Below are 20,816 nucleotides of genomic sequence, written 5' to 3'. Positions count from 1 at the left end.
AGCCATCTCGAAAGCAAGACTCACCAACCGGCGGACGCGTTTCTGCCAACCGGCGAAGCACGGCCGTCTGGCTCGGTTGGTTGTTGCCGACCGGGTTCGTAGTGCTGGCAGCGGGGCTCTTTGCCGTACGACGCCATGGCCCAGTGGCTCCTGCGCCGGCAGCCGTGGTTGATCCGGGTTTACTCATCGTTGGTCCGGTGCGGATGGCGATGTCGGACCCTGCACACATTCTTGTCGATGGAGTCCCGCAGAACTGCAACGGTTGCCATCAGATCTTTGAGTCCAGTTCACCGGCGGGTGCGAACCTGAGCTATCACGCGGACATTCGGCTTCGGCACGGGCTAAACAACCGCTGCATCAACTGTCACGACCCTCAGAATCGCGAGCGTCTGACCCTTCGGGACGGTGCCACCGTCTCGATCGCGGAGACGCCGCAGTTGTGTGCGCAGTGCCACGGCACGGTCTATCGCGACTGGGAGCGGGGGACGCATGGAAAGACACTCGGCTCTTGGATAACCGGCTCTGCCGAGCTGCGACGTCTGAGCTGTAACGAATGCCACAACCCACACGCCCCAAAGTTCGAGCCCTTCGAGCCGCTGCCCGGACCCAACACGCTCCGAATGGGAACGCAGCACTCGAGTCCTTCGCACGATCACGGCGAAGAACTCAGCCCGTTGCAGCGGTGGCTCGGGAAACTGGACGATGCGAGTCCGAATGGCCCAGCCAGCAAGGGAGGCCACCAATGAGCGATATTCGCATCTGGGATGGTCCTTCCAAACCGCCTCGTGGACAAGAGCCGGAACTCACAAGGCGGAGCTTCCTCCGCACGGGTGCTGCGGCGGTGGGCGGCATGGCTGCTCTTGCGGCCGCTTTGAGCCCACTGCGCGAGATGACTTCTGACGACATACCGAGCTTCGATGAGTTCCTTCAAAAGCACTACAAGGAGTTGACGCCGGAGGAGATGGAGCTGGCTCTGGAACGCATCCGTGCGAAAGTGGAAGAGCGGTTTGCGGTGCGCCCCCATCTTCGCGACGTGAAGCCGATGGAAGGCGTCGAGTTCGTCTACGCGCTCAATCTCTCGCGTTGCATCGGGTGCCGCAAGTGCGTCCACGCGTGCGTCGCCGAGAACAACCAGTCTCGCAGCCCCGAGATCCAGTACATCCGAGTGATCGAAATGCCACGGGGAACTCTGAATCTAGAGAAAGGCAACCACCACTACGACCATCCGAAGGTGCCGGACGCAAGCCACTTCTACATGCCCGTCCAATGCCACCAATGCGCCAATCCGCCCTGCGTCAAGGTGTGCCCCGTCGAGGCGACGTGGCAGGAGTCCGACGGCATCACGGTGATCGACTACGACTGGTGCATCGGATGCCGCTACTGCGAAGCGGCGTGCCCGTACTGGGCTCGTCGGTTCAACTTCGCCAAGCCCAATCTGCCCAAAGATCAGCTCAATACGAACATGAGCTACCTCTCCAATCGCCCTCGCGAGAAAGGGGTGATGGAGAAGTGCCACTTCTGCCTGCACCGGACGCGCGAAGGACGTATGCCGGCGTGCGTGGAGATCTGTCCGACCGGCGCCCGCAAGTTCGGAAACGTCCTCGACCCACATTCCGAGGTGTCAGAGATCCTCAAGACCAAGCGTGTCTTCGTTCTCAAGGAGGAAGTAGGAACACTCCCTCGGTTCTTCTACTACTTTGACGAGAGGTACCCCAACACACTGGACCCTGAGGCCCTGGAGATCTCCGAACGCCTCAGGGCCGAAGAGGGTGAGCAGTACGGATGCCTGCCCGGCGCGGCCGGCCCTCGGAAGGACTTCGTGGAGGCAAGCAAGCCCGAGTGGTGGGATGGAGCCCGGGCATGAGAACCTATTTGACGTTTCTGATCCGTTGTTTCCGCCTGAGCTTCGTCGGCGATGCACGCTATTACGCCTGGATGTTCCTGCTCACAGTCTTCGTGCTGCTTGGTATCAATGCCTATTGCAAGCAGCTCGTGCACGGACTTGCAACCACCGGCATGACCGACCAGGTCTCTTGGGGCTTCTACATCGCCAACTTCACCTTCTTGGTGGGTATGGCGGCCGCGGCGGTGATGCTGGTCATCCCCGTGTACATCTACAAGAACCGCGAACTCCACGACCTTGTCATCTTCGGCGAGCTCTTCGCCGTCGCAGCGATAGTCATGGCGATGCTCTTCGTGACAGTGGACCTCGGACGCCCCGATCGGTTCCATCACTTGTTATTGCGATTCAACTTCCCGGTATCGATGCTCACCTGGGATGTCTTGGTGCTCAACGGATACCTGCTGCTCAACCTGCATATCTGCGGCTATCTCGTGTACTGCGCCTACCGCCGCCGCCAGCCAAGCAAGGTCTTCTACATCCCGTTCGTCTTCGTGGCCATCGCCTGGGCCATCAGCATCCACACCGTTACCGCGTTTCTCTACAGCGGGCTTGGCGGGCGCCCCTTCTGGAACTCTGCGGTCGTTGCACCACGGTTCTTGGCCTCGGCGTTCGCGGCGGGCCCCGCGTTCCTCATTCTGTTGCTCTCGGTGCTCGCGAGGTTCACGACCTACCAGGTTCCCGAGAAGGCCTTCATGACTCTCAGAAACATCGTGACGATCGCGCTCTCAATCAACATGTTTCTCCTCGGGTCGGAGGCGTTCACAGAGTTCTACACCGACTCGGCGCACGGGGCATCCGCGAAGTACCTGTTCTTTGGCCTGCACGGCCGCCATGCGTTGGTGCCCTGGATCTGGTCGGCGATCGCGCTCAACCTCCTGGCGATGCTGCTCCTTTACCTTCCCATCAGTCGCAAACTGCCGGTGCTCCAAGCCGCGTGCGCCATGCTCATCGTCGGCATCTGGATCGAGAAGGGGATGGGCATGATCGTGCCCGCGTTCATCCCCACGCCCCTCGGCGAGATCGTCGAGTACCTGCCCACGCTCAACGAGACTCTGGTCACCCTAGGCATCTGGGCTGGCGGGCTGCTCATTTACACGATCTTGGTGCGAGTGACCGTGCCGGTTCTGACCGGGCGATTGACGCATGACCAGGAGTTCTCAGCTGCGACAGACATGCGTTCGCCCGGCGTCGCAGCAACCCCGGAGGCTCACTCGTGAATCCCCACCCAACCACCGAGGAGGCGCAGCAATCGCTCCGCGATCATGTCGTGACCAAGGCGATGGATGCCCGATTGCGTCGTGGCGGCCGAATCGATCGGGCTGAGATGATGCGACTGCTCGAGGACCGCGCGGTCGTCCGGTATCCAGTGGGTGTTCGCTTTGACGCCGAGCCGCTCCAGCCCGGCGAGTTCGCGTGCCTGGAGAGTCTGGGCGAGCACCCGAGGGACGGCTTCTGCCTGTTCATCCATCCGATGTTCGAGAGTGTGGACGACCTGCTGCCGCTGCTCATTGCGTACTACATCCCGTCGGTGAACTACGGCGAGGTTGCGTCCCACGTCGAGGCGGAGCTCTTCGGAGCCACGCTCGTGGGCATCGAGGTCGAGAAATATTACGCGGTTTTGTGCTCTGTTGCGGACTCAATACCATGGAGATCGCACCCATGATCATGCTCACTCGTGGCTTAGTCTCTTCTCGTCTTGCTCTGTCGGCCGCCCTCGCTTCCTTCACGTCCATATCCGCGTTCGCGCAGGAGTCACCGAAGTCAGATGCCGCGACGCCGGTGACAGCGGGTGGCCCCAGCTCCCCAGCCGTCGCAGCGGAGACTCTCGGCGCTGCCAGACACTACCCCTTCGGGAATCTCTCGGACCCGAGCGTCCCCGCTTCTTCCTTCTTCGCGTCGTTGGTCGAGGGCAAGGTGAATCTTGACAACCGCGCGAGATATGAGTGGGCCGAGACCACCGGGCGTCGTCCCTCGAACGCGCTCACGAACCGACTCCGCCTGGGCTATGGCAGCAAACCATTCCACGGCTTGAGCTTCTATGCCGAGATGGAGAACGTCACCGCCGCCAATGACAACTGGTACTGGGTTCCAGCCACCGGGCAAGGCGATCCGACGCGCACGACCATCTCCGATCCGGAGGGCACCGAACTCAACCAGGGACTCGGTCGCTTCCAGACCGCATCGATCGGTGAGTCGGGACCGTCGCTCGACGTCCGAGTCGGACGCCAGCGGGTGAAGCTCGACGACGAACGATTCATCGGAAACGTCGGCTGGCGACAGTTCGAGCAGACCTTTGACGCCGCGTCCGTCGAATCCGACCTTGGCATCAAAGGGCTGACCGTGCAGTACGCATACGTATGGCACGTGCAGCGCATCTTCGGGCCCGATGGACCCAACTACGAGTCACAGTCGCATCTCATCCGCTCGAGCTACGCCGTCGCCCCGGAACTCCGCGTGACCCCGTTCGCCTATCTCCTCGACTTCGATACCGATGCTCCGGCCGATAGCGTGGATACATACGGCGTGCGACTCACCGGCGATCTGGGACGCGGATCGGCAGGAAAGGACGCCAACCAGTCCTACTTCGACTACGAGCTCGTGTACGCGTATCAGGTCGATGCCGGCCGCAATCCGACGGACTTCGCGGCCAAGTTCTTCGCGGCCCAGCTTCGCTTCAACAAGGCCGGCTTTGGCGCGATCCAAGCGGGGTATCAGCTGCTCGGCAGCGATGACGGCGTAACGGCCTTCCGCTTCCCTTTGGGCACCAATCACAAGTTCCAGGGGTATGCAGATCAGTTTGTCACCACGCCGCCGTTCGGTCTCCATGACGCGTACGTCGGAGTCTTCGCCGACCTACCGGGAGGCATCAAGTCAGAGTTCACCATCCACCAGTTCTGGAGCGACGAAGGCGGAGACGACCTCGGATACGAACTCGATGGAGTGCTCAGCAAGAAGCTGCGCCCGAACTGGACCGTCCTCTTCAAAGCAGCCTACTTCGATGGACACAATGGCCAGCCGGACATCGCTCGCGTCTGGCTGGAGACCACTTTCTCGTTCTAGTTCAGTGGCAAGGCCCGTTGGAACAGCACGCTTATCCACCACGCAGGATATCGATCCGAACCGCCGCGTACGCCAGCACGTAAGTCGAGGAGACGTGAATTATGCGTGAACAAGTTTCGAAGGCCGCAAGCGATGTCCCCGGCACGTTCAAGGCCTTCATCTCGCGATTCCCGGAGCTTGGAAAGGCGCACGAGAGCGTGGCACAGGCCGTCGAAAAGGCCGGCCCGCTCGACGCCAAGACGCTCGCCCTCATCAAGATCGGGATCTGCATCGGGGCGGGGCTTGAGTCCGCGCTGCGCAGTCACGTCCGGCGGGCGCTAAAGCACGGCGCGACACACGCAGAGGTCGAACAGGCGATTCTGCTCGGCATGAACACCGTCGGGTTCCCTCGCGCGGTTGCGGCATGGAGCTGGGCCAGCGAGCAGTTCGCCCGTGGCGATTGAAATAAGGTGCGCAACAGGAGCATCTTCGGAGAATCAGTGTGTCGATCATCTACTCAGCCATCACACAGAAGCACGCGCCTGTCATTGCCCACGCTGATCGCCGCCTTGCGCTCGCCCAACTCACGAACGCTAGGACGACTTACTGCCCTTCAGTTCCTCGTCCAGCACCGGCATACATCCGCGCCGCACGCCGCATGACAGATTCTCATGGGCGGACCATCCGGGACCTGAGGCTCAGCATCACCGACCGCTGCAACTTCCGATGCCTCTACTGCATGGATCCCGATGTCCGCTTTGCGCCGCGCGAGACACTGCTCACCTCCGACGAGATCGTCCGCGTCGCTCGCGTCGCCGAGCCGCTCGGCGTCCGCAAGATCCGCCTGACCGGCGGCGAGCCGACGTTGCACCCCGACCTCACCACGATCATCGCCGGCATTCGCGCCGCTACCAACGTCGAGATTGCCATGATCACGAATGCGTCGCATCTTTCACGCGAAGCACTTGGGGAATGGAAGGCTGCGGGGCTGGCACGCGTGACAATCAGCATCGACTCACTGCGAGCCGACCGCTTCGCCCGACTCACACGCTCCACATCATCGCCCGCCGACGTTCTCGCGGGCGTAGAGAACGTCATCGCCGAGGGGCTGAAGCCGCTGAAACTCAACGCCGTACTGATCCGAGGGTTCAACGACGACGAAGCAACGGATCTGGCCGACCTTGCCCGGCGCTACGACGTCGAGATGCGCTTCATCGAGTACATGCCTCTCGATTCTGCCCACGCATGGGACTCGTCAAAATGGGTCAGCGCCGCGGAGACCCGATCCGCCATCGAAGGCCGCTTTCCGCTCGTCGCGTTCGAGAGCGAAGATGCGTCGAGCACCGCCCGCACGTTTGCCTTCGCCGATGGCTCGCCCGGTCGCATCGGCTTTATCGCCCCGGTGAGCAGCCCCTTCTGCGGCGCATGCAGTCGCTTGCGACTCACCGCCGACGGCAAGCTCCGCCCGTGCCTCTTCAGTACGACCGAGTGGGACCTCCGCTCGCTCATGCGAGCCGGGGCGACCGACGAACACCTCGCAGACTTTCTCATTGACGCGACGTGGACGAAGCAGCAGGGGCACGGCATCGCGTCGCCAGAGTTCCGCCAGCCCGAGCGTCCGATGTCGGCGATCGGCGGCTAGGCAATCCCCAAGACCCTGACGCTGCCCACCATGCCCGCCGAAGCGATCCCCATCCTCGCCGCCCTGTTCCTGCTCGTCGGCGCTCTCTACGCCGCCGTCGGCCACGCGGGAGCATCGGGCTACCTCGCGGTTATGGCGATCATGAGCGTCGAAGCCACAATGATGCGCCCCACCGCGCTCTCGATCAACATCTTGGTCGCGACGATCGCCTTCGTTCAGTTCGCCCGCGCTGGGCACTTTTGTTGGTCGCTCTTCTGGCCCTTCGCCGCGGCGTCCATCCCCGCCGCATTCGTCGGCGGCATGGTCCACCTCCCCGCCCACACGCTCAAGGTCGCCATCGGCATCGTGCTTGCACTCACCGCTGTGCGGATGGCCTCCGTCGCGTGGCGGCCCCCTTCAGCGCTGCGCGAGTCGCGCCAGCCGCGTCCGGCGTTGATGCTCGCCGTCGGCGGCGGCGTGGGTTTGGTCGCGGGGCTCACGGGCACGGGCGGTGGGATCTTCCTGAGCCCCGTGCTGCTGCTCATGGGCTGGGCCGACGCCAAACGCACTGCTGCGACGGTGTCGCTGTTCATCCTCGTCAACTCCACTGCGGGCGTTGCGGGTCTGGTCGGGAGCGGCTGGTCGCCGCCGGCGCACCTGTGGCCGCTGGCCGCATGCGCCGTCTTGGGTGGCCTGATCGGCGCAACCCTTGGCAGCCGCCGAGCCACACCCCGCGCGCTGAACATCACGCTCGCCGCGGTCCTCCTGATTGCGGGCGCGAAACTGGTGCTGGTATGATCATCCACAGAACATCATCGCCAAACCGGTACTTTCCAGATCGGCACATCCTGCTTCAGACGGTCGATGAACTCGGACATCGCCGCAATCGCCTCCGCTCGGTGCGAGCTCTCGATGATCAGAACGAACGAGACCTCGCCCACTATCACGCGTCCGCGGCTGTGCAGGGCAGCGAGTGCGATCAGGCCGTGCCGCTCGGCAACATCAAGCGACAAGGCAAGCAGTCCCCGCTCAGCCATCGGGTCGTAAGTCTGGTAGTTCAGAGCCTGCAGATCGCGTTCAACCGCCGAGCCATCGGCCAAGCCGGCACACTTCTCTTCGTGCGTCGCTGGGGCTGTTGTGATGGGCTCCTTGCGGCGGACGACTCCCTCGAATCTGAGCGTTGCACCAACGAGGCCACAGAGCGGCACAGACGCGTCGACCGCGGTGTCGCGTGCGGGCGTCCAGCCGTGCGAGTCGAGGACCGCCATCTCACGGTCGGGCGTCAGAGGGCCGTCGAGAACTGCCGCCAGCACACGAGCCCGAGGTGTTGCAGGATGAAGTGCGTCCATCAGCCGCCACCAACCAGAGTGACGAGCGCGACCTCGTCGCCACCCCGGTCCACCGGGCCGGGCTTGATCGGGTCGTCTCCCTTGGCGAAGGCCTGGTTGACTGCCAGGCGACCCGTCTCCGGGGGTGGCAGGGCGAACCTGAGCGACGGGTGCTGCGCGTGCAGAGCCAGAAGCACATCGCGCACCGTCGGCGCGGGGCCTACTTCGACCGTCACGCGGTCGGTCTTGGTTACGAGCGCCGCCCCGCCGAAGATCAGCACTTCAACCTTCATACTCGCAGTGTATGGTTTAGCGGGTACCACTTCTTTAGGAGTGTGAATGGGCTTTCAAGGTCGGGATTTCGCGTTCGAGTCTCCCGCTGCGGCTGTGGCCGGGCTCATCGCGCGTGTGGCCGGCGTACACGTTGGGTCACCCCCTTCGCGAAGGACTGAGGTTGTCTGCCTGCACGCGGCCAGAGGGCGGATCCTCGCCCGGCCAACCGCCTTTGATCGCGACAGCCCCGCCTTCGACTATTCCGCGATGGATGGATATGCCGTACACGCATCTGATGTGCTCGATGCGGCTGCCAACGCGCGAATGAGGGGGCTGCCCGCAGTTACGCTGGCCGTGATGGGTGAGTCGAGGATCGGCGCCGCGCCGCCATCACTCCGACGGAATGCCAGCGCGGTTGCCCCGCACGCCGTTGCGATCCGCATCGCCACCGGCGCCGCTCTCCCGATGGGCGATTGCGACGCCGACGCGATCATCAAGCGTGAGGACGTTATCGAACATGCAGACGAATCGGGCTTGGCGAGTGGGGGCGTGCGCGCCGTAACGCTCGCGCTGGAAACGGCCGAGCGCGTCGCCCGCGGCGACCACATTCGGAGCCGCGGTGAGAACGCAAGGGCGGGTGAGGTCATCCTCGCGCCGGGGGAAGTACTCACGGCCGCGTCGCTGGGCGCGCTAGCCGCCATGGGCGGCGTCGCGCCGCAAGTCTTCGCACCCTTGCGCATCGCGTTCATCACGACCGGTGATGAACTTGTCGCTCCCGACCAGACTCCAGGTCCGTTCCAGATCCGCAACTCGAACGCCGCCGCGATCACCGCGATCCTGTCTTCGCAGGCGTGGATCGACGTCGTGCATGTGTCGCACATCAACGACGATGCCGACCTCGCCGCTGTACTTCGCGACGTAACCGCACCCGCAATCGCCGCTGAGGCCGTGTTGCTCACCGGTGGCGTGTCGATGGGGCACCGGGACCCGGTGCGTTCCGCTGTCGAGTCGATCGGCGCGGAGATCGTCTTCCACGGCCTTCCCCAGCGCCCCGGCAAGCCCATGCTCGGGGCGGTGCTTCACCCGCCCGATCGGCGAGCCGTGCCGATCATCGGCCTCCCGGGCAACCCCGTGTCGGCGATGGTCACGTGCACGCGAATCGTGCTGCCCGTTCTGGCCGCGTGTGCGGGTGCGCCCCGAACCCCAGCGGCGCTCTTGCCTCGCTTCGTTCACCTTGTCGGAGACGATGGAAAGCGAGTCGCCCTCTGGTGGCATCGCCCGTCGTCGCTGCGCACACTTGAACACTGCAACGCCGTCGCCCAACTCGAGGACACTCGCGGCTCGGGCGACATCATCTCTGCCGCTCGCAGCGATGGCTTTGTCGAACTGCCCCCGGCGACAGGCCCGTCCAACAGCGCCATGGCTGAAACGCTGGTCCCCTTCTACCCATGGCCCGCGTAACCAGCATGGGAGAGCGATTGTTGCCAATCGCTCGCCAACCCGCGAACAATCGAACAGAGAGACCCACCCATGCCTACGAACCCACCGCACGCACCAACTCCCGCTCTCTCCCACGTCACCGATGACGGCGCGGCTCGTATGGTGGATGTTGGCGACAAGCCGGTGACCCAGCGTTCAGCGACGGCTGAGGGTTTCGTCCGAGTCAGCCACGAACTCGCAGCGGCGATTGAGGCAAACGCAATCAGCAAGGGATCCGTGCTCGAGGTCTCTCGACTCGCAGGGATCCTCGCTGCCAAGCGCACGGACGAACTGATCCCGCTCTGCCATATGCTCCCGTTGGATGCAGTGGACGTATCGACTGCCTTGGAGCCAGCAACGACGACGAACACGCCGCGCCGTGTGCGCGTCGTGGCGGCCGTCAGAACGCGATCACGCACCGGCGTTGAGATGGAGGCCCTCACCGCGGTCTGCGTTGCATGCCTGACGGTGATCGATATGGGCAAGGCGATCGACAAAGCGATGGTCATCGAGGGCGTGCGCGTGCTTGAGAAGCACGGCGGTCGCTACGGGTCATACGTCGCGCCCGGTGCAACTTCCGAGACTGTTGCTGGGGGCCGGCAGTGATGCCCAACCAGCCCATCCGCGCCGCCGTGCTCACCGTTAGCGACCGCTGCTCTCGTGGCGAGGCGACCGACACGTCCGGGCCTGCCCTGTGCGCCATGCTGCACGAACGCGTGAACGCGCAGATCGTTGCGACGCGCTGCCTGCCCGATGATCGCGACCAACTTGCCGCGTGCTTTGTCGAGTGGGGCCGCCTCGATGAACGAGGCCATGCCGCCATCGATCTTGTCGTGAGCACGGGCGGAACCGGCCTCGCCCCGCGCGACGTCACACCCGAGGCTGCCAAGAGCGTCTTCGAACGCGAACACAGCGGCCTCATGGAACTCGCGCGCCTGCGCTGCATGAGCAAGACGCCACGGACGTTTCTCTCGCGTGGTGTCTCGGGCACGATCGGCCGAACGCTCATCCTTACTCTCCCCGGTTCCCTCCGCGGCGCGACCGAGAATCTCGAGGCCCTGCTCGACATCCTGCCGCACGCCATCGAGACCGTGCGCGGCGAAGTACAGGACGACGGCCGCCCCGATGCCCAGGCCGTCACGGGTAAGGTGATTCGTCATGAGCGGTAGCCATACGACCCCATCGCAGGAGTTCCTGGCCAGCATCCAACCGACCGTGCTCGTCGGCGGCAAGAGCACCCGCTTTGGCCGCGACAAGCTCCGTGAACCCATCGAATGCGATGGCGAACTGTTGGTCCAGCGCCCGATCAGCGCCCTCCGGGCCGTCTTCGGCCAACGTGTCAAACTCGTCGGGCAGTGTCATCCGAGCATGGTGTCCATGGCGGATGGGGTTATCGTCGACGACTACCCTGGGAGCGGGCCTATGGGCGGAGTTCTGTCGGCTCTGCGCAGGTGGGGCGGCCCCATCTTCGTCCTTGCGGGTGATATGCCCGCGTTTGATGCCCATTCCGTTCGCGAGATCGCCGCTCTGGCTGAAATCGATCGTGAGGCAACTGTCGTTGTCGCACGCTCAGATCGCATCCATCCCTGTGCCGGCATCTACACGCAAGCGGCTATCGGAGAGCTTTACACAAGACTCGCCTCAGGTGATTTCCGACTCGGTGACATGCTTCTGAGCGGAAACACTCGCACTGTGCCCATCGTTCCGTGTAGGCTCGTCAACCTCAACCGGCAGTATGAGTTCTTCGAGTGGAGCAGATCTGAGTCTGCTCGCATATCAACGGGGGCAAACGCCACGCTCCAAAATCGAGATTCCGAACTCCGATGATCTGGCCAACCATTCTGTGAATGATGGAGCGAGTTGGCACGGGTTTATTCACACCGCGCGCCAATGTCGGAGCATGGGCTCGTCGCATGCTGCAAACCCGTGTCAATGGCAGCTGGCTTTGGGCGTTGAAGGCGAAGGACTCCCCATAGAAGCCGACGTCCTTATGCGTGCGCCGCTATTGGTCGACGCCGGGTAGTTGATCACCCACAGTAGGTGTCCAGAAGCGATCTTGCCCTTCATCTGCGGACTCGTCTCCGCTGAGCGCGAGACGGATGAATGCCGGTGTGTCTGCTCGCAACAAGCCATCGCGGCGAACTCCACTGCCGAGATCGCATTGAGCTGTGCCTCACCATCGACCAGATCGATGCTTGGAGCGCAGGACGTGTGATCGGTCAGATGCCCTGTCACACCTTGTTCTCGCCGTCGTGCATATCACTATTTATAGCAATGGCTTGCATCCGCTTTTAGGACGGCCGCCACTGACAAATCTGCCATCCTCAACCCCACCGATCCCGACATTTCTGGACATTTTGTGAGATCCGCATCGACGATCTGCGACCCCGTAAGCACTCCCGCTGCCACCTCGGAACCTGCCATGAGCTGCCAGATTGTGCCACTTTGGGCGGGCTCCAGCGACCCAGAGCCCGGTTGAAGGGCCGGTCCTCACGCCGCTTGCTCCGGTCTCCACTCACTACCCCCCGGCCTGATTGGGCCAGGATTCGAACACTCGATTGAGTCAAGCCGGTTCGACGCCGACGCTGTCGGCGCTGCGAAGCACATCCCTCCCTCTCCGCTTACTCCGGTATCCGCTCTGAGCCCTTCTCCTGCGAGTGTCCCCGCGCCTCAACCCGGTTTCCGCGCCGCGATATCAAGACTCGTGATGTAATCGCTCGGCTTCGAGCCCGCGGGCAACGCATCCATGATCTTGCGAAACAACGGGTCCTCCCAGTTCGTCATCGCCTCGATATACGCCGGCTTCGGTGTCAGCACGATCTCACGAAGCCCCGCATCCGCCGCCTGCCGCCGCGTCTCCTCGACGAGCACCGCGCCCGCGACACATCCGATCAACGCCTCGACATCGCTCACGACTCGCTGCGGCAACGGCAGCAGCAGCGCAAGGTCCGATGCCGCCACTCGTCCGCCCGGCTTCAACACACGCGCGATCTCGCGCCACACACGCCCCTTATCCGGCGACAGATTCAGCACGCAGTTCGAGAGCACCACATCAACGCTCGCATCCGCCACCGGCAGGTGCTCGATCTCCCCGAGTCTGAACTCCACATTCGATAGCCCCGTCTGGCTCGTGTACGACGCAATGTTCCGCCTCGCCTTGCTCAGCATCTCCGGCGTCATGTCCACGCCGATCACACGCCCGCTCGCACCGACCTTCGGACCGGCAATAAAGCAGTCGAATCCCCCGCCGGAGCCCAGATCAAGCACCACCTCCCCCGGCTTGAGAGAGGCAATCGCCGTCGGGTTCCCGCACGAGAGACCCATGTTCGCGCCCTCAGGCATCGACGCGAGCTCACCCCGCGAATACCCGATCGCCGCGGCCAGCTGCCCCGGCGAAAACGTCGAAGGCCCGCAACACCCGCCGGACTGCACCGTGCCCGCGCAACACCCTCCCGTTGCAGCATCCCCGCCATTCCAAGAGCCGCTCCGCGCGATGCTCGAATACCCCTCTCGCACCTGGCTCCGAACCTCATCCTGCACCGAAACATCCGCCGCCGCCTTCGTGCCATCGCAGCATCCGGGTCCGCAACAGGCCTGATCATTCTTGCTCATCGGTAACTCTCCATTGGTGGTGGTGGTGGGGGGTGTTGGTGGTGGATAACGCCGAAGTGGCTACACACGGCGCGATCGCGCCGGGCAACGACTCAACAAACGCACGGATCTCATCGCGCACACGCCGAAAGTGCGGCATCGCCTCGTCATCCGATCGCGCGCCCATCGCAAGCCGCGGCGGATCATCGAAGCCGACGTGAACAACCCGGGCACCCGGAAAGATCGGACACGACTCATGCGCCGAGTCGCACACGGTCACCACAATGTCAAAGCTCACGCCGATCTCTTCAGGCCGCTTGGAAGCGTGGCCTGAGATATCGATCCCCGCCTCCATCATCGCGCGAACCGCCAGCGGGTGAACCCCATGAGGCGACGTCCCCGCGGAAAAGGCCTCGATCTCTCCACCCTTCAGTGCCCGCGCCCACCCCTCGGCCATCTGGCTGCGGCACGAGTTCCCCGTACACAGAAACAACACGCGGATCCGGCGGCTCTGGCTAGGCACAGCAGCATCCTCCGCTCGTCTCATCGACTCCCTCCGGGCAGCACGCATGGATCGCATCCGCAAGGTCCCTCAGCGCCTTGCTCAGGTCCTGATACCTCACGGCATAGAAGACCGTTCGTCCCTCTTTGGAAGACCGCAAAACCCCGGCACGCTCAAGCTGCCGCAGATGCCGCGAAACGACCGAGAGATCAACCGAGCAGCACGCCGCAACCTCGCTCACCGTGCACGCCCTGCCGCACTTGGCAAGACACCCGAGCAGCAACACCCGCGTCGGATCGCACAACGCCTTGAACAACTCCGGATCGAGCAGGGCATCAATCGCCCCCCGCCGTGATGCGGCCTGCTTCGGCGAACGTGGGCGTTGTCTGCTTACTTGCGTCATCATGCAAGCATAGGCCGCCGCCGAGCGAAGGCAAATCCCAGCGCCGAGAACCCGGCGGCATATCCCAGAGACACGCAGCGATCACCCGGACCGGGCATGACATCCACCCCGTGGAAGCACGATCGTTGCCACCCAGCCGCTGGACACGCGGCTGCTGGTCATCTCCACTCTTGAGGCCCGAATGGCCGCCAGAGCCAGAGCGCAGGGCAAGCGATGGGGCGTGGCTCCGAGCGTCGCCCTGGATGCAAGCTTCATCAATTCCCGTCACTCTGGGCAACCCCACTGACAGACGTATGGAACCTCTATACAATCGCGCAACCGCTGCGGGTGAATGATCGTACCGGAAGTGACCCGTCATGCGGGCGGTCTGGAGGCGATCCATGGGCGTGCGGAAAAACGAGTCGATGGGGTTCGTTGACGCGGTGATGGTCGAGCTCGGCGGCGATGCTGGAGAAACTCGATGCGGCGACGCCGTTATCGTCACCGTCGTTCCCGCGTCCTGCATCCGCCCAATGGACATCGCCGCCACCGTATCCGATGCATTCGTGCTCACAAACGGCTGCTGAATCACAGAGTTGATCGTCGCCGGCTTGTTGTTCCCCGCCAGCATCCGCAGCATGGACAACGAACGCCCCTTGTCCAGCGTCTGGAGTGCCCGCACCACCACCGCAAAGTCCCCCGGATCAAGAATCAACGCCGTCCCGCCAATCCCCGCGACGGTGCGGGCGGCTGGCAGCGGCTGGATCACGTCACTCGCTAATGCTCAGAATCCATCGGCTCTAGTCTCTCCCGAACAGGTCTCTCACTTCTCTGAGGCACAAGGATGGAATCTGGATCGACCTCAGATCTAGCGCGGCGAGTGTCGCTAAGCAGCTCTCGGGGGATGCTTCTTCTGGAAAGCTGATCTTGTCACGCAGTGCCAATGCCGTTGCCCGCGACAAGCCGAGCGCGATCAGACTCAGGGCGACGCGATCGGACGCCCCGCATTCAAGGTACACGTGGAAGGGTTCAAGCGCGTCGGCGGTCGCCGCATCGTCTCGCCCTCGCAGGATGTGCTCAAGAATGCTCGTATGGGCAATGAAGTACTTGACCAGACGAAATCGCAACTGGACCTCGATGTGCTCCATAAGTGCGCGGATTCGAGCGGTCGCGGTTTGAGGCCCCTTCGGATGGACAGGGCTCGCCAAGTCTTGCTTGATGATCTCGCGGAGCGGCTGGTTGTAGACCCATTGAACAGAAAGCCAGTTCCAGCGCCTGTATAGCTTCGTCTCGTCTTCGGCAAAACTCTCGCACAGTAGTTTGATGATCGCTTCTAGCCTTGCGTATCCCGCCTTGTCCCGCGGAATGGCCGGAATGAGAGGCAGGACGGAGGGCAACTGAGCCAAATAGTCGTGGTGCTTCTGAAGGCGATCAGGCCTGACAGCCCTGTTTGCGTCCAACAACGCATTAGGAAGTGTTACGGGCAGGGCCGCGACGAGCGAGGCTGTTTCGGCAAGTGTGGCGGAGTTCGCTTGGGTTTTCCACGGCGACTCTGCCAGATCACGTTGGCCACGTACAAAGTCGCAGTAGACCTTGCCCAGCGTTGCCTCGCCGTAGTCGAGCTCCTTGCCCGAGACCTCATTCCTCAGCACCTTCTGTACGATTGTGCCTCCGTCGGCCATAGCCTCGTTCATGGCCGAGCGGATTTCGGTCAGTGGGGCGCCTTCGTAGGACTTCTCTTCCCACGTCGCTGGGCGGAGGCACCAGACGTTGCCGTGAAACTCTTGCAACAAACGGCCTGCCCTGCCAGCGAGGTTCAGGAAGTCCGCGCGCGACATCACGTTCTTCGAACCTCGCTTGGGGTTCTCGATGATAATGTGCCGGGCCGGAAGGTTCACACCTTGCAGCAGTGTGCTGGTACAGCAGACGTACTTGAGCTTTCCGTCGCGGCACAAGTCCTCGACGCGGGCCCGCACAATGGCGGGCATGAACCCGTAGTGATACGCCACGCCGTGCGGGAGGCACCGAATCAGCGGGTAGTCGGGATGCAGGTCGGAACGGACGAACTCGATCAGCTCGCGGATGTCCGGATCGGGAGAACCCGGTGCCTCCTGGCCCTCGATCAATGCCTCGGCAAGTTCCTCGGCATCACCGGGGGTGTTCGCGTATAGGAGCGTGATCTCATCGGGCTTCGTCACTTCTCGCGCAAACAGGGCTCGGCTTTTGTATACGCCAGCGTTCATCTTGAACGACAGGGAACGACGGCCAAGCTCCAGCGGCTGCGTGCCACCGACCAACTGGCAGTCGACAAGCCCAGGCTTGTTCCTGACCGGAGTAACCAAGATCAGGTTCTGCGACACAGGCGACAGCGTGCGGACGAGATGCCTGCCTGTGTCGCGCCTCTGAACCACATCCAGAAGGAACTCCGGATTGGAAGCGAGTGGGCTGGCAAAGTGGGCCTCTGCCTGCGGGTGCTTGATGAGAACCGCCTCGATCGCGGTCTGGAGGATCACCCCCCGAGCTTCATCCCGGATGCTCTGGGCTTCGTCCACAACGAGCGTGGTGATCCATTGCGTCCCCTCCCGCGAGTGCAACAGACTGAGGAGACGTTCTTGCGTCAGAATGAAAACAGCCCCTTGGGGTGCCTTGTCCTGCGTAATCGGGAAGGGCACCGACCGCACGGGTACGCCTTCCATGCCCGCTTCCCGGAGGTGCTTCCGAATCGTCAACGTGACCTCGCGGATGAGCGCGCGGGTCGGCACCACATAGACGACGCAGGCGGGCACGACCTTCCGGAGTCGTCGGATCAGGTCCAGACCCAGAATGAACGACTTGCCCGCCGACGTTGGAGCAGACACACTCACAGAAGTGGCCGATTCCAGCGATGCGAGAAACTCGTACTGAAAATCCGTGAGCGGCGGCTGAACTCTTCCTGCGATTTCAACTGTGTTCTCAAGCTCGCGCCCGATGCGCTCAAGCCCAAGGCGGGCAGGTGCCTCCGGCGTGGTCCCTTCGCCGCGTGCGTAGCGTTGCCTAAGAAGTTTACGTCCCGGGAAGTTTCCGATTCGAGAGAGGATCACATCGGCGGCGGAGATAAGCCCAGGGATGCGGTTGTCAAACAACTCGATCAGGCGCGTCGCGATCTCGTAGGCGATGGCGCGTTGCGATTGGTCGTCCGAGAGAGACAGCACCGAAGCCCGCCCAAGGAGCTTGCGGGCTTCATCATCCGTGATCGGGGGAGTATGGTCGAGCGGAGTGCCGGGAAGTTGCGCCGCAAGGTCAGCGATCAGCAGCTTCCGAAGCAAATCCGGGAACCACGGCGGTTCGTTCGGAGGCAGATTCAGCAGCAGCAACAGGCACAACGCGGCTCACTCCATAGCGGCAATGAAGGCATCTCGAAACCCTTGCACGCTCGTGAAGGGAAGGAAAAACACCTCGAATCCAAAGTGTTTTCTCTGGCATTTGTCGAAGCGGGTTTGAAGCAAGCGGTGCAGTCGCTTGGCATCCGCGAGGTATTGCTGTCGATACTGGGCCTCGACCTCCGCTGCGGCCTGTCCGGGGGTGAGCCCATTCGCCGTCCAGTCGTACCCGATCAAGCAAGCATGGTTGATTCTCGCACCCGGGCCGGGCCTGCCGGTGTAAAGCACTTCGGTAACGGCATCCTTCACGTGGTCATCGACGCCCTTGAAGAACTTGGTGGCCATCGCATACTCGTGTACGCGCATGCCATTGGCGTGGAAGCTCTCAATGCTGTTGAATGCGTTGGTTAGAGCGGCTCCGACACTCTTGTACAGCTTCGATTCGCCAAAGTACACATCGACTATGCTGTCCGTCGGATTCCAACGCATGTGAATGCCATCGGAGCCATTGACTTCAAGTGCGGGGCTAGTCTTGAGCTCGACCTTTGCGACAACTTGAGGAGCCTCCAACACTGTCTCCAAGAGGAAGTACAACAGCAGCTCACCTGCTTCTCCGGCAAGCTCGGCATCCTCGGCTGGGACCGTGACCACACGAAACAACTTGCGCGCTTCCTGCATGTACTTGGCGGCCTCTTGCGCCGTCATCGTGGCGGGCCGGTGCCGAGCAGAAATCGCGTAGTCAATCGCGTGATTCACGAGGCAACTTGCGAGGTCGGACACTTTCGGCTGTCCGTTGGCGTCGAACTTGAGATGGTGCATTCGCATTGTCGCCGTCACACCAGAACAAGTATGCGTGTGTACGACGTGGTCGATGCAGGCGTCATAGTTCTGCCGCGAAGCGGAGAGCATTCGCTGAAGGTCTGCGAGAGGATGCGTCGCGTTCAGTACCGTCATACGTCTCAGTAATTATAGTGCGCACAAACCTGCTGGGCCGAGTAGCCCGTTGACGCATTGCAACTTGGTCGCACAAGCCGCCCCTCAAGCCAATCTGGGCAACCCCACTGACAGACGTATGTCAGTGCAAAACCCGATTTCCGCACCACGCGCTTGCCTCCATCGACGAACCCTGTACCGTCGCAGCATGGTCGCATCGTCCGCGACAACTCCAGTTGGTGGCACCGCTCTCCAGAGCGGTGATTCCGCTACGGCCCTTTGCCCCTCCGCCCCTTCTTCTGCCCTCCACTCCGACTCCTCGTTCCCGACTCTGTCACTGAGTCACTCCGTCACTCTGTCGCTGCTGAACGACCTTACCTCTCCTCACCACTCACTCGCATCCGTCGCCGAGAAGCACAACCTCACGCTCGACGCCCTCCTCATCTGGCTCGCACAACCCGATACACGCGAAGCGATCTCCCTCCGCGAGCACGCGGCATACACCCACGTCCGCCTCGTCGCCGCCGTCAACCTCTCACACGCCGTGCACGCCACCGTTCGAACCCTCGAACACTTCGTCGCCACACCCCGCCCCGCCGATCCCCTCGACCCCACGTGCCTCCGCGCGGCGATCCACGCACGCAAGGCCGCGTGGCTCCTCTCCCGATTCTCACGCATCGTCCCCATCAACGCATCTCGCGCCACCCCTCTCAAAGTCGACGGCCCGATGGGCTCGCAGAGAACCGCGAGCGTGAGCCAGCGGACAACAGTCTCCGACTCTTCCCTCCGCAGCCAGACGGTTGACAACCAGACGGTTGACCCGTCGGGCGCTCTCCCCGATCCGCCCCCCGCATCGTCCCCTCATGACGTTACGGACTCCCCTCGGGCACCACTGGTTCCCGGTTCTGACCCAAAGTGTCATACACCCGAACCAACGCTCCAAACCACTGGCCCGCATCGTGCCAGTGCCCTCCCCCCCTCTGCCCCTTCCAACTCCCCATTCGACAACGTCCCTTCCCGCAAGACTCCGTCTTTCAACAACCCGCGCACCAACAAACGGCGAGCCCCACTCCAAGCCGCAACCCTCGTCGCCGCCGCGGGCTCCATCGACTCGACCTAGTTGTGACTGATGGATGCCTTCGGTGGCACCGCTCTCCAGAGCGGTGATGGAATGCCGCAGCAATCGACCACTTCCTTCACAAGGGACCCTCCGAGTCGATCCGTCAGACAGAACCGCAGCAAGACCCACACCTATCACCAACATACGCTGCGATCATGCTCCGCCTCTTCATCGCGATCTTCCCCGATCACGACGCCGCCACCGCGCTCTCCGCCCGCGCCATCGGTGCGGCACACCTCAGCGATGCCTGGCGTGTCACCAGCATCGATCACCTTCACCTCACGCTCCACTTCCTCGGAACGGTGGACAGAAGACGCACCGACGAAATCATCGAATCGGTCGAGCGATCGGCCGCCGGCCTGCGCGGCTTCACGCTCCGGGCAGATCGCATCGCCACGCTCCCCGCGACAGGCGACCCCAGGGTGCTTGCCGCGCTCACCGACGCGCCACCCGACATGCTGGAGATCCAGCGCCGCGCGTTCCACCGACTCGCAACCCGTGAACAACGCAAGCGGGGCAATCGCTTCAAGCCCCACCTGACCATCGCCCGCGCTTCCGTCTCAGGCGTGGAACGATGCGACGGGGCATCGTTCGAACCGGTCACGATCCCCGTTCACGAGATCTGCCTCGTCCGCTCAGAACTCAGCCAGACCGGGGCGAGGTATGAGGTGGTCCATCGTGTCGGGCTTGGCCCCGAACGCCGCTGAATATGAGCCGGAATCGGCCTATTGTTTGCCCCTTTGACACGCATCGCCCCTCGGGCGCAAGCCCATACTCAAACAAGGATTACGACTCATGGAGACAACACTCATCATCCTGAAGCCCGACGCCGTCCAGCGTGGGCTCATGGGCCGGATCATCAGCCGCTTCGAGGAGAAGGGCCTGCAGATCGTCGGCTGCAAACTCATGCGCATCTCGCAGGAACTCGCCGCAACGCACTACGAAGCGCACAAGACCAAGCCCTTCTACCCCGGCCTCGTCAGGTTCATGACAAGCAGCCCCGTCCTGGTCATGGCCGTCCGCGGCATCGGCGCGATCACCATCTGCCGCAACATGATGGGCGCGACCTTCGGCTCGAAGGCTGCGCCAGGCACGATCCGAGGCGATTTCGGGGTCTCCAACTCCTACAACCTCATCCACGGCTCCGACAGCCCCGAGGCCGCGGAGCGCGAACTCGGGCTCTTCTTCCGCGCCGGCGAAGTCATCGAGATCGACCGCGCGATCGAGCAGTGGGTCTACGACTTCGGCTCCGGCAAGCCGGAGTGATCCCGCCGACGCAACCGACA

General features: G+C 62.9%; 23 protein-coding genes. 16 read left to right on the top strand and 7 right to left on the bottom strand.

Annotated elements, in window-relative coordinates; all coding sequences use genetic code 11:
* Positions 1-209 precede the first annotated feature (209 nt).
* From KF838_05410 to KF838_05375, 8 genes are all read left to right on the top strand, one after another.
* Positions 210-746 carry a hypothetical protein gene (locus KF838_05410; protein QYK49289.1) on the top strand — a complete coding sequence of 179 codons (537 nt, stop codon included), beginning with the start codon at positions 210-212 and terminating at the stop codon, positions 744-746.
* Entirely contained in the window at positions 743-1,864 is a 1,122-nt protein-coding gene (locus tag KF838_05405; GenBank protein ID QYK49288.1) for a 4Fe-4S dicluster domain-containing protein, read from the top strand. Before KF838_05410 ends, KF838_05405 begins: the two co-directional genes overlap by 4 nt.
* A complete protein-coding gene (gene nrfD, locus KF838_05400) occupies positions 1,861-3,120 on the top strand; it encodes a polysulfide reductase NrfD (GenBank protein QYK49287.1) in 1,260 nt (419 codons plus the stop codon). The genes KF838_05405 and nrfD overlap by 4 nt, the downstream gene beginning before the upstream one ends.
* Positions 3,117-3,566, top strand: a complete 450-nt coding sequence (locus KF838_05395; protein ID QYK49286.1) for a hypothetical protein — start codon at positions 3,117-3,119, stop codon at positions 3,564-3,566. The genes nrfD and KF838_05395 overlap by 4 nt, the downstream gene beginning before the upstream one ends.
* A complete protein-coding gene (locus tag KF838_05390) occupies positions 3,563-4,963 on the top strand; it encodes a hypothetical protein (GenBank protein QYK49285.1) in 1,401 nt (466 codons plus the stop codon). Before KF838_05395 ends, KF838_05390 begins: the two co-directional genes overlap by 4 nt.
* A 101-nt stretch (positions 4,964-5,064) precedes the next feature.
* Positions 5,065-5,406 (top strand): carboxymuconolactone decarboxylase family protein, encoded by a 342-nt coding sequence (locus KF838_05385; GenBank protein ID QYK49284.1) that lies wholly within the window; start codon positions 5,065-5,067, stop codon positions 5,404-5,406.
* 38 nt (positions 5,407-5,444) lie between these two features.
* Positions 5,445-6,584 (top strand): GTP 3',8-cyclase MoaA, encoded by a 1,140-nt coding sequence (gene moaA, locus KF838_05380; protein QYK49283.1) that lies wholly within the window; start codon positions 5,445-5,447, stop codon positions 6,582-6,584.
* Between the two features lie 30 nt (positions 6,585-6,614).
* Entirely contained in the window at positions 6,615-7,361 is a 747-nt protein-coding gene (locus KF838_05375) for a sulfite exporter TauE/SafE family protein (GenBank protein QYK49282.1), read from the top strand.
* Positions 7,362-7,375: 14 nt separating this feature from the next.
* On the opposite strand, the gene KF838_05370 is transcribed toward KF838_05375, so the two are convergent.
* On the bottom strand, positions 7,376-7,912 hold the full coding sequence (locus KF838_05370; protein QYK49281.1) for a molybdenum cofactor biosynthesis protein MoaE: 537 nt from the start codon (positions 7,910-7,912) through the stop codon (positions 7,376-7,378).
* Positions 7,912-8,184, bottom strand: a complete 273-nt coding sequence (locus tag KF838_05365; protein QYK49280.1) for a MoaD/ThiS family protein — start codon at positions 8,182-8,184, stop codon at positions 7,912-7,914. Before KF838_05365 ends, KF838_05370 begins: the two co-directional genes overlap by 1 nt.
* Positions 8,185-8,230: 46 nt before the next feature.
* Here KF838_05365 and KF838_05360 point away from each other — a divergent pair, with 46 nt between their 5' ends.
* From KF838_05360 to KF838_05345, 4 genes are all read left to right on the top strand, one after another.
* On the top strand, positions 8,231-9,625 hold the full coding sequence (locus KF838_05360; protein QYK49279.1) for a molybdopterin molybdotransferase MoeA: 1,395 nt from the start codon (positions 8,231-8,233) through the stop codon (positions 9,623-9,625).
* 69 nt (positions 9,626-9,694) lie between these two features.
* Positions 9,695-10,249, top strand: a complete 555-nt coding sequence (gene moaC, locus KF838_05355; GenBank protein QYK49278.1) for a cyclic pyranopterin monophosphate synthase MoaC — start codon at positions 9,695-9,697, stop codon at positions 10,247-10,249.
* Positions 10,249-10,812: a MogA/MoaB family molybdenum cofactor biosynthesis protein gene (locus tag KF838_05350; protein ID QYK49277.1), complete on the top strand. Its 564-nt coding sequence runs from the start codon at positions 10,249-10,251 to the stop codon at positions 10,810-10,812. Before moaC ends, KF838_05350 begins: the two co-directional genes overlap by 1 nt.
* A 46-nt stretch (positions 10,813-10,858) precedes the next feature.
* Positions 10,859-11,470: a molybdenum cofactor guanylyltransferase gene (locus KF838_05345; GenBank protein QYK49276.1), complete on the top strand. Its 612-nt coding sequence runs from the start codon at positions 10,859-10,861 to the stop codon at positions 11,468-11,470.
* A gap of 843 nt (positions 11,471-12,313) precedes the next feature.
* Here the strand turns inward: KF838_05345 and arsM are convergent.
* From arsM to KF838_05330, 3 genes are read right to left on the bottom strand one after another with little or no spacing between them, the layout of a single operon-like run.
* A complete protein-coding gene (gene arsM, locus KF838_05340) occupies positions 12,314-13,255 on the bottom strand; it encodes an arsenite methyltransferase (GenBank protein QYK49275.1) in 942 nt (313 codons plus the stop codon).
* The gene (locus tag KF838_05335; GenBank protein ID QYK49274.1) at positions 13,242-13,781 is read right to left on the bottom strand and encodes an arsenate reductase ArsC; all 540 of its coding nucleotides are present in this window, start codon (positions 13,779-13,781) and stop codon (positions 13,242-13,244) included. The genes arsM and KF838_05335 overlap by 14 nt, the downstream gene beginning before the upstream one ends.
* On the bottom strand, positions 13,750-14,142 hold the full coding sequence (locus KF838_05330) for a helix-turn-helix transcriptional regulator (protein ID QYK49273.1): 393 nt from the start codon (positions 14,140-14,142) through the stop codon (positions 13,750-13,752). Before KF838_05330 ends, KF838_05335 begins: the two co-directional genes overlap by 32 nt.
* Before the next feature lie 377 nt (positions 14,143-14,519).
* Between KF838_05330 and KF838_05325 the strand changes: the two genes are divergently transcribed.
* Complete coding sequence (locus tag KF838_05325; GenBank protein ID QYK49272.1) at positions 14,520-14,705, top strand: hypothetical protein; 186 nt, start codon at positions 14,520-14,522, stop codon at positions 14,703-14,705.
* Positions 14,706-14,918: 213 nt separating this feature from the next.
* On the opposite strand, the gene KF838_05320 is transcribed toward KF838_05325, so the two are convergent.
* Positions 14,919-17,480 (bottom strand): DEAD/DEAH box helicase, encoded by a 2,562-nt coding sequence (locus tag KF838_05320; protein ID QYK49271.1) that lies wholly within the window; start codon positions 17,478-17,480, stop codon positions 14,919-14,921.
* Positions 17,481-17,486: 6 nt separating this feature from the next.
* Positions 17,487-18,431 carry a DUF1837 domain-containing protein gene (locus KF838_05315; GenBank protein QYK49270.1) on the bottom strand — a complete coding sequence of 315 codons (945 nt, stop codon included), beginning with the start codon at positions 18,429-18,431 and terminating at the stop codon, positions 17,487-17,489.
* 187 nt (positions 18,432-18,618) lie between these two features.
* Here KF838_05315 and KF838_05310 point away from each other — a divergent pair, with 187 nt between their 5' ends.
* The 3 genes from KF838_05310 (at position 18,619) to ndk (ending at position 20,796) form a co-directional block, all read left to right on the top strand.
* Positions 18,619-19,530 carry a hypothetical protein gene (locus KF838_05310; protein ID QYK49269.1) on the top strand — a complete coding sequence of 304 codons (912 nt, stop codon included), beginning with the start codon at positions 18,619-18,621 and terminating at the stop codon, positions 19,528-19,530.
* Between the two features lie 155 nt (positions 19,531-19,685).
* Positions 19,686-20,237, top strand: a complete 552-nt coding sequence (thpR, locus tag KF838_05305) for an RNA 2',3'-cyclic phosphodiesterase (GenBank protein QYK49268.1) — start codon at positions 19,686-19,688, stop codon at positions 20,235-20,237.
* Positions 20,238-20,325: 88 nt separating this feature from the next.
* Entirely contained in the window at positions 20,326-20,796 is a 471-nt protein-coding gene (ndk, locus tag KF838_05300) for a nucleoside-diphosphate kinase (GenBank protein QYK49267.1), read from the top strand.
* Positions 20,797-20,816 lie beyond the last annotated feature (20 nt).

This window comes from Phycisphaeraceae bacterium (assembly GCA_019454185.1).
Taxonomy (GTDB): Bacteria; Planctomycetota; Phycisphaerae; order Phycisphaerales; family UBA1924; genus JAHBWV01.
Note: the sequence above shows the minus strand (reverse complement) of the source record. Positions and strands in the feature narration are given on the sequence as shown.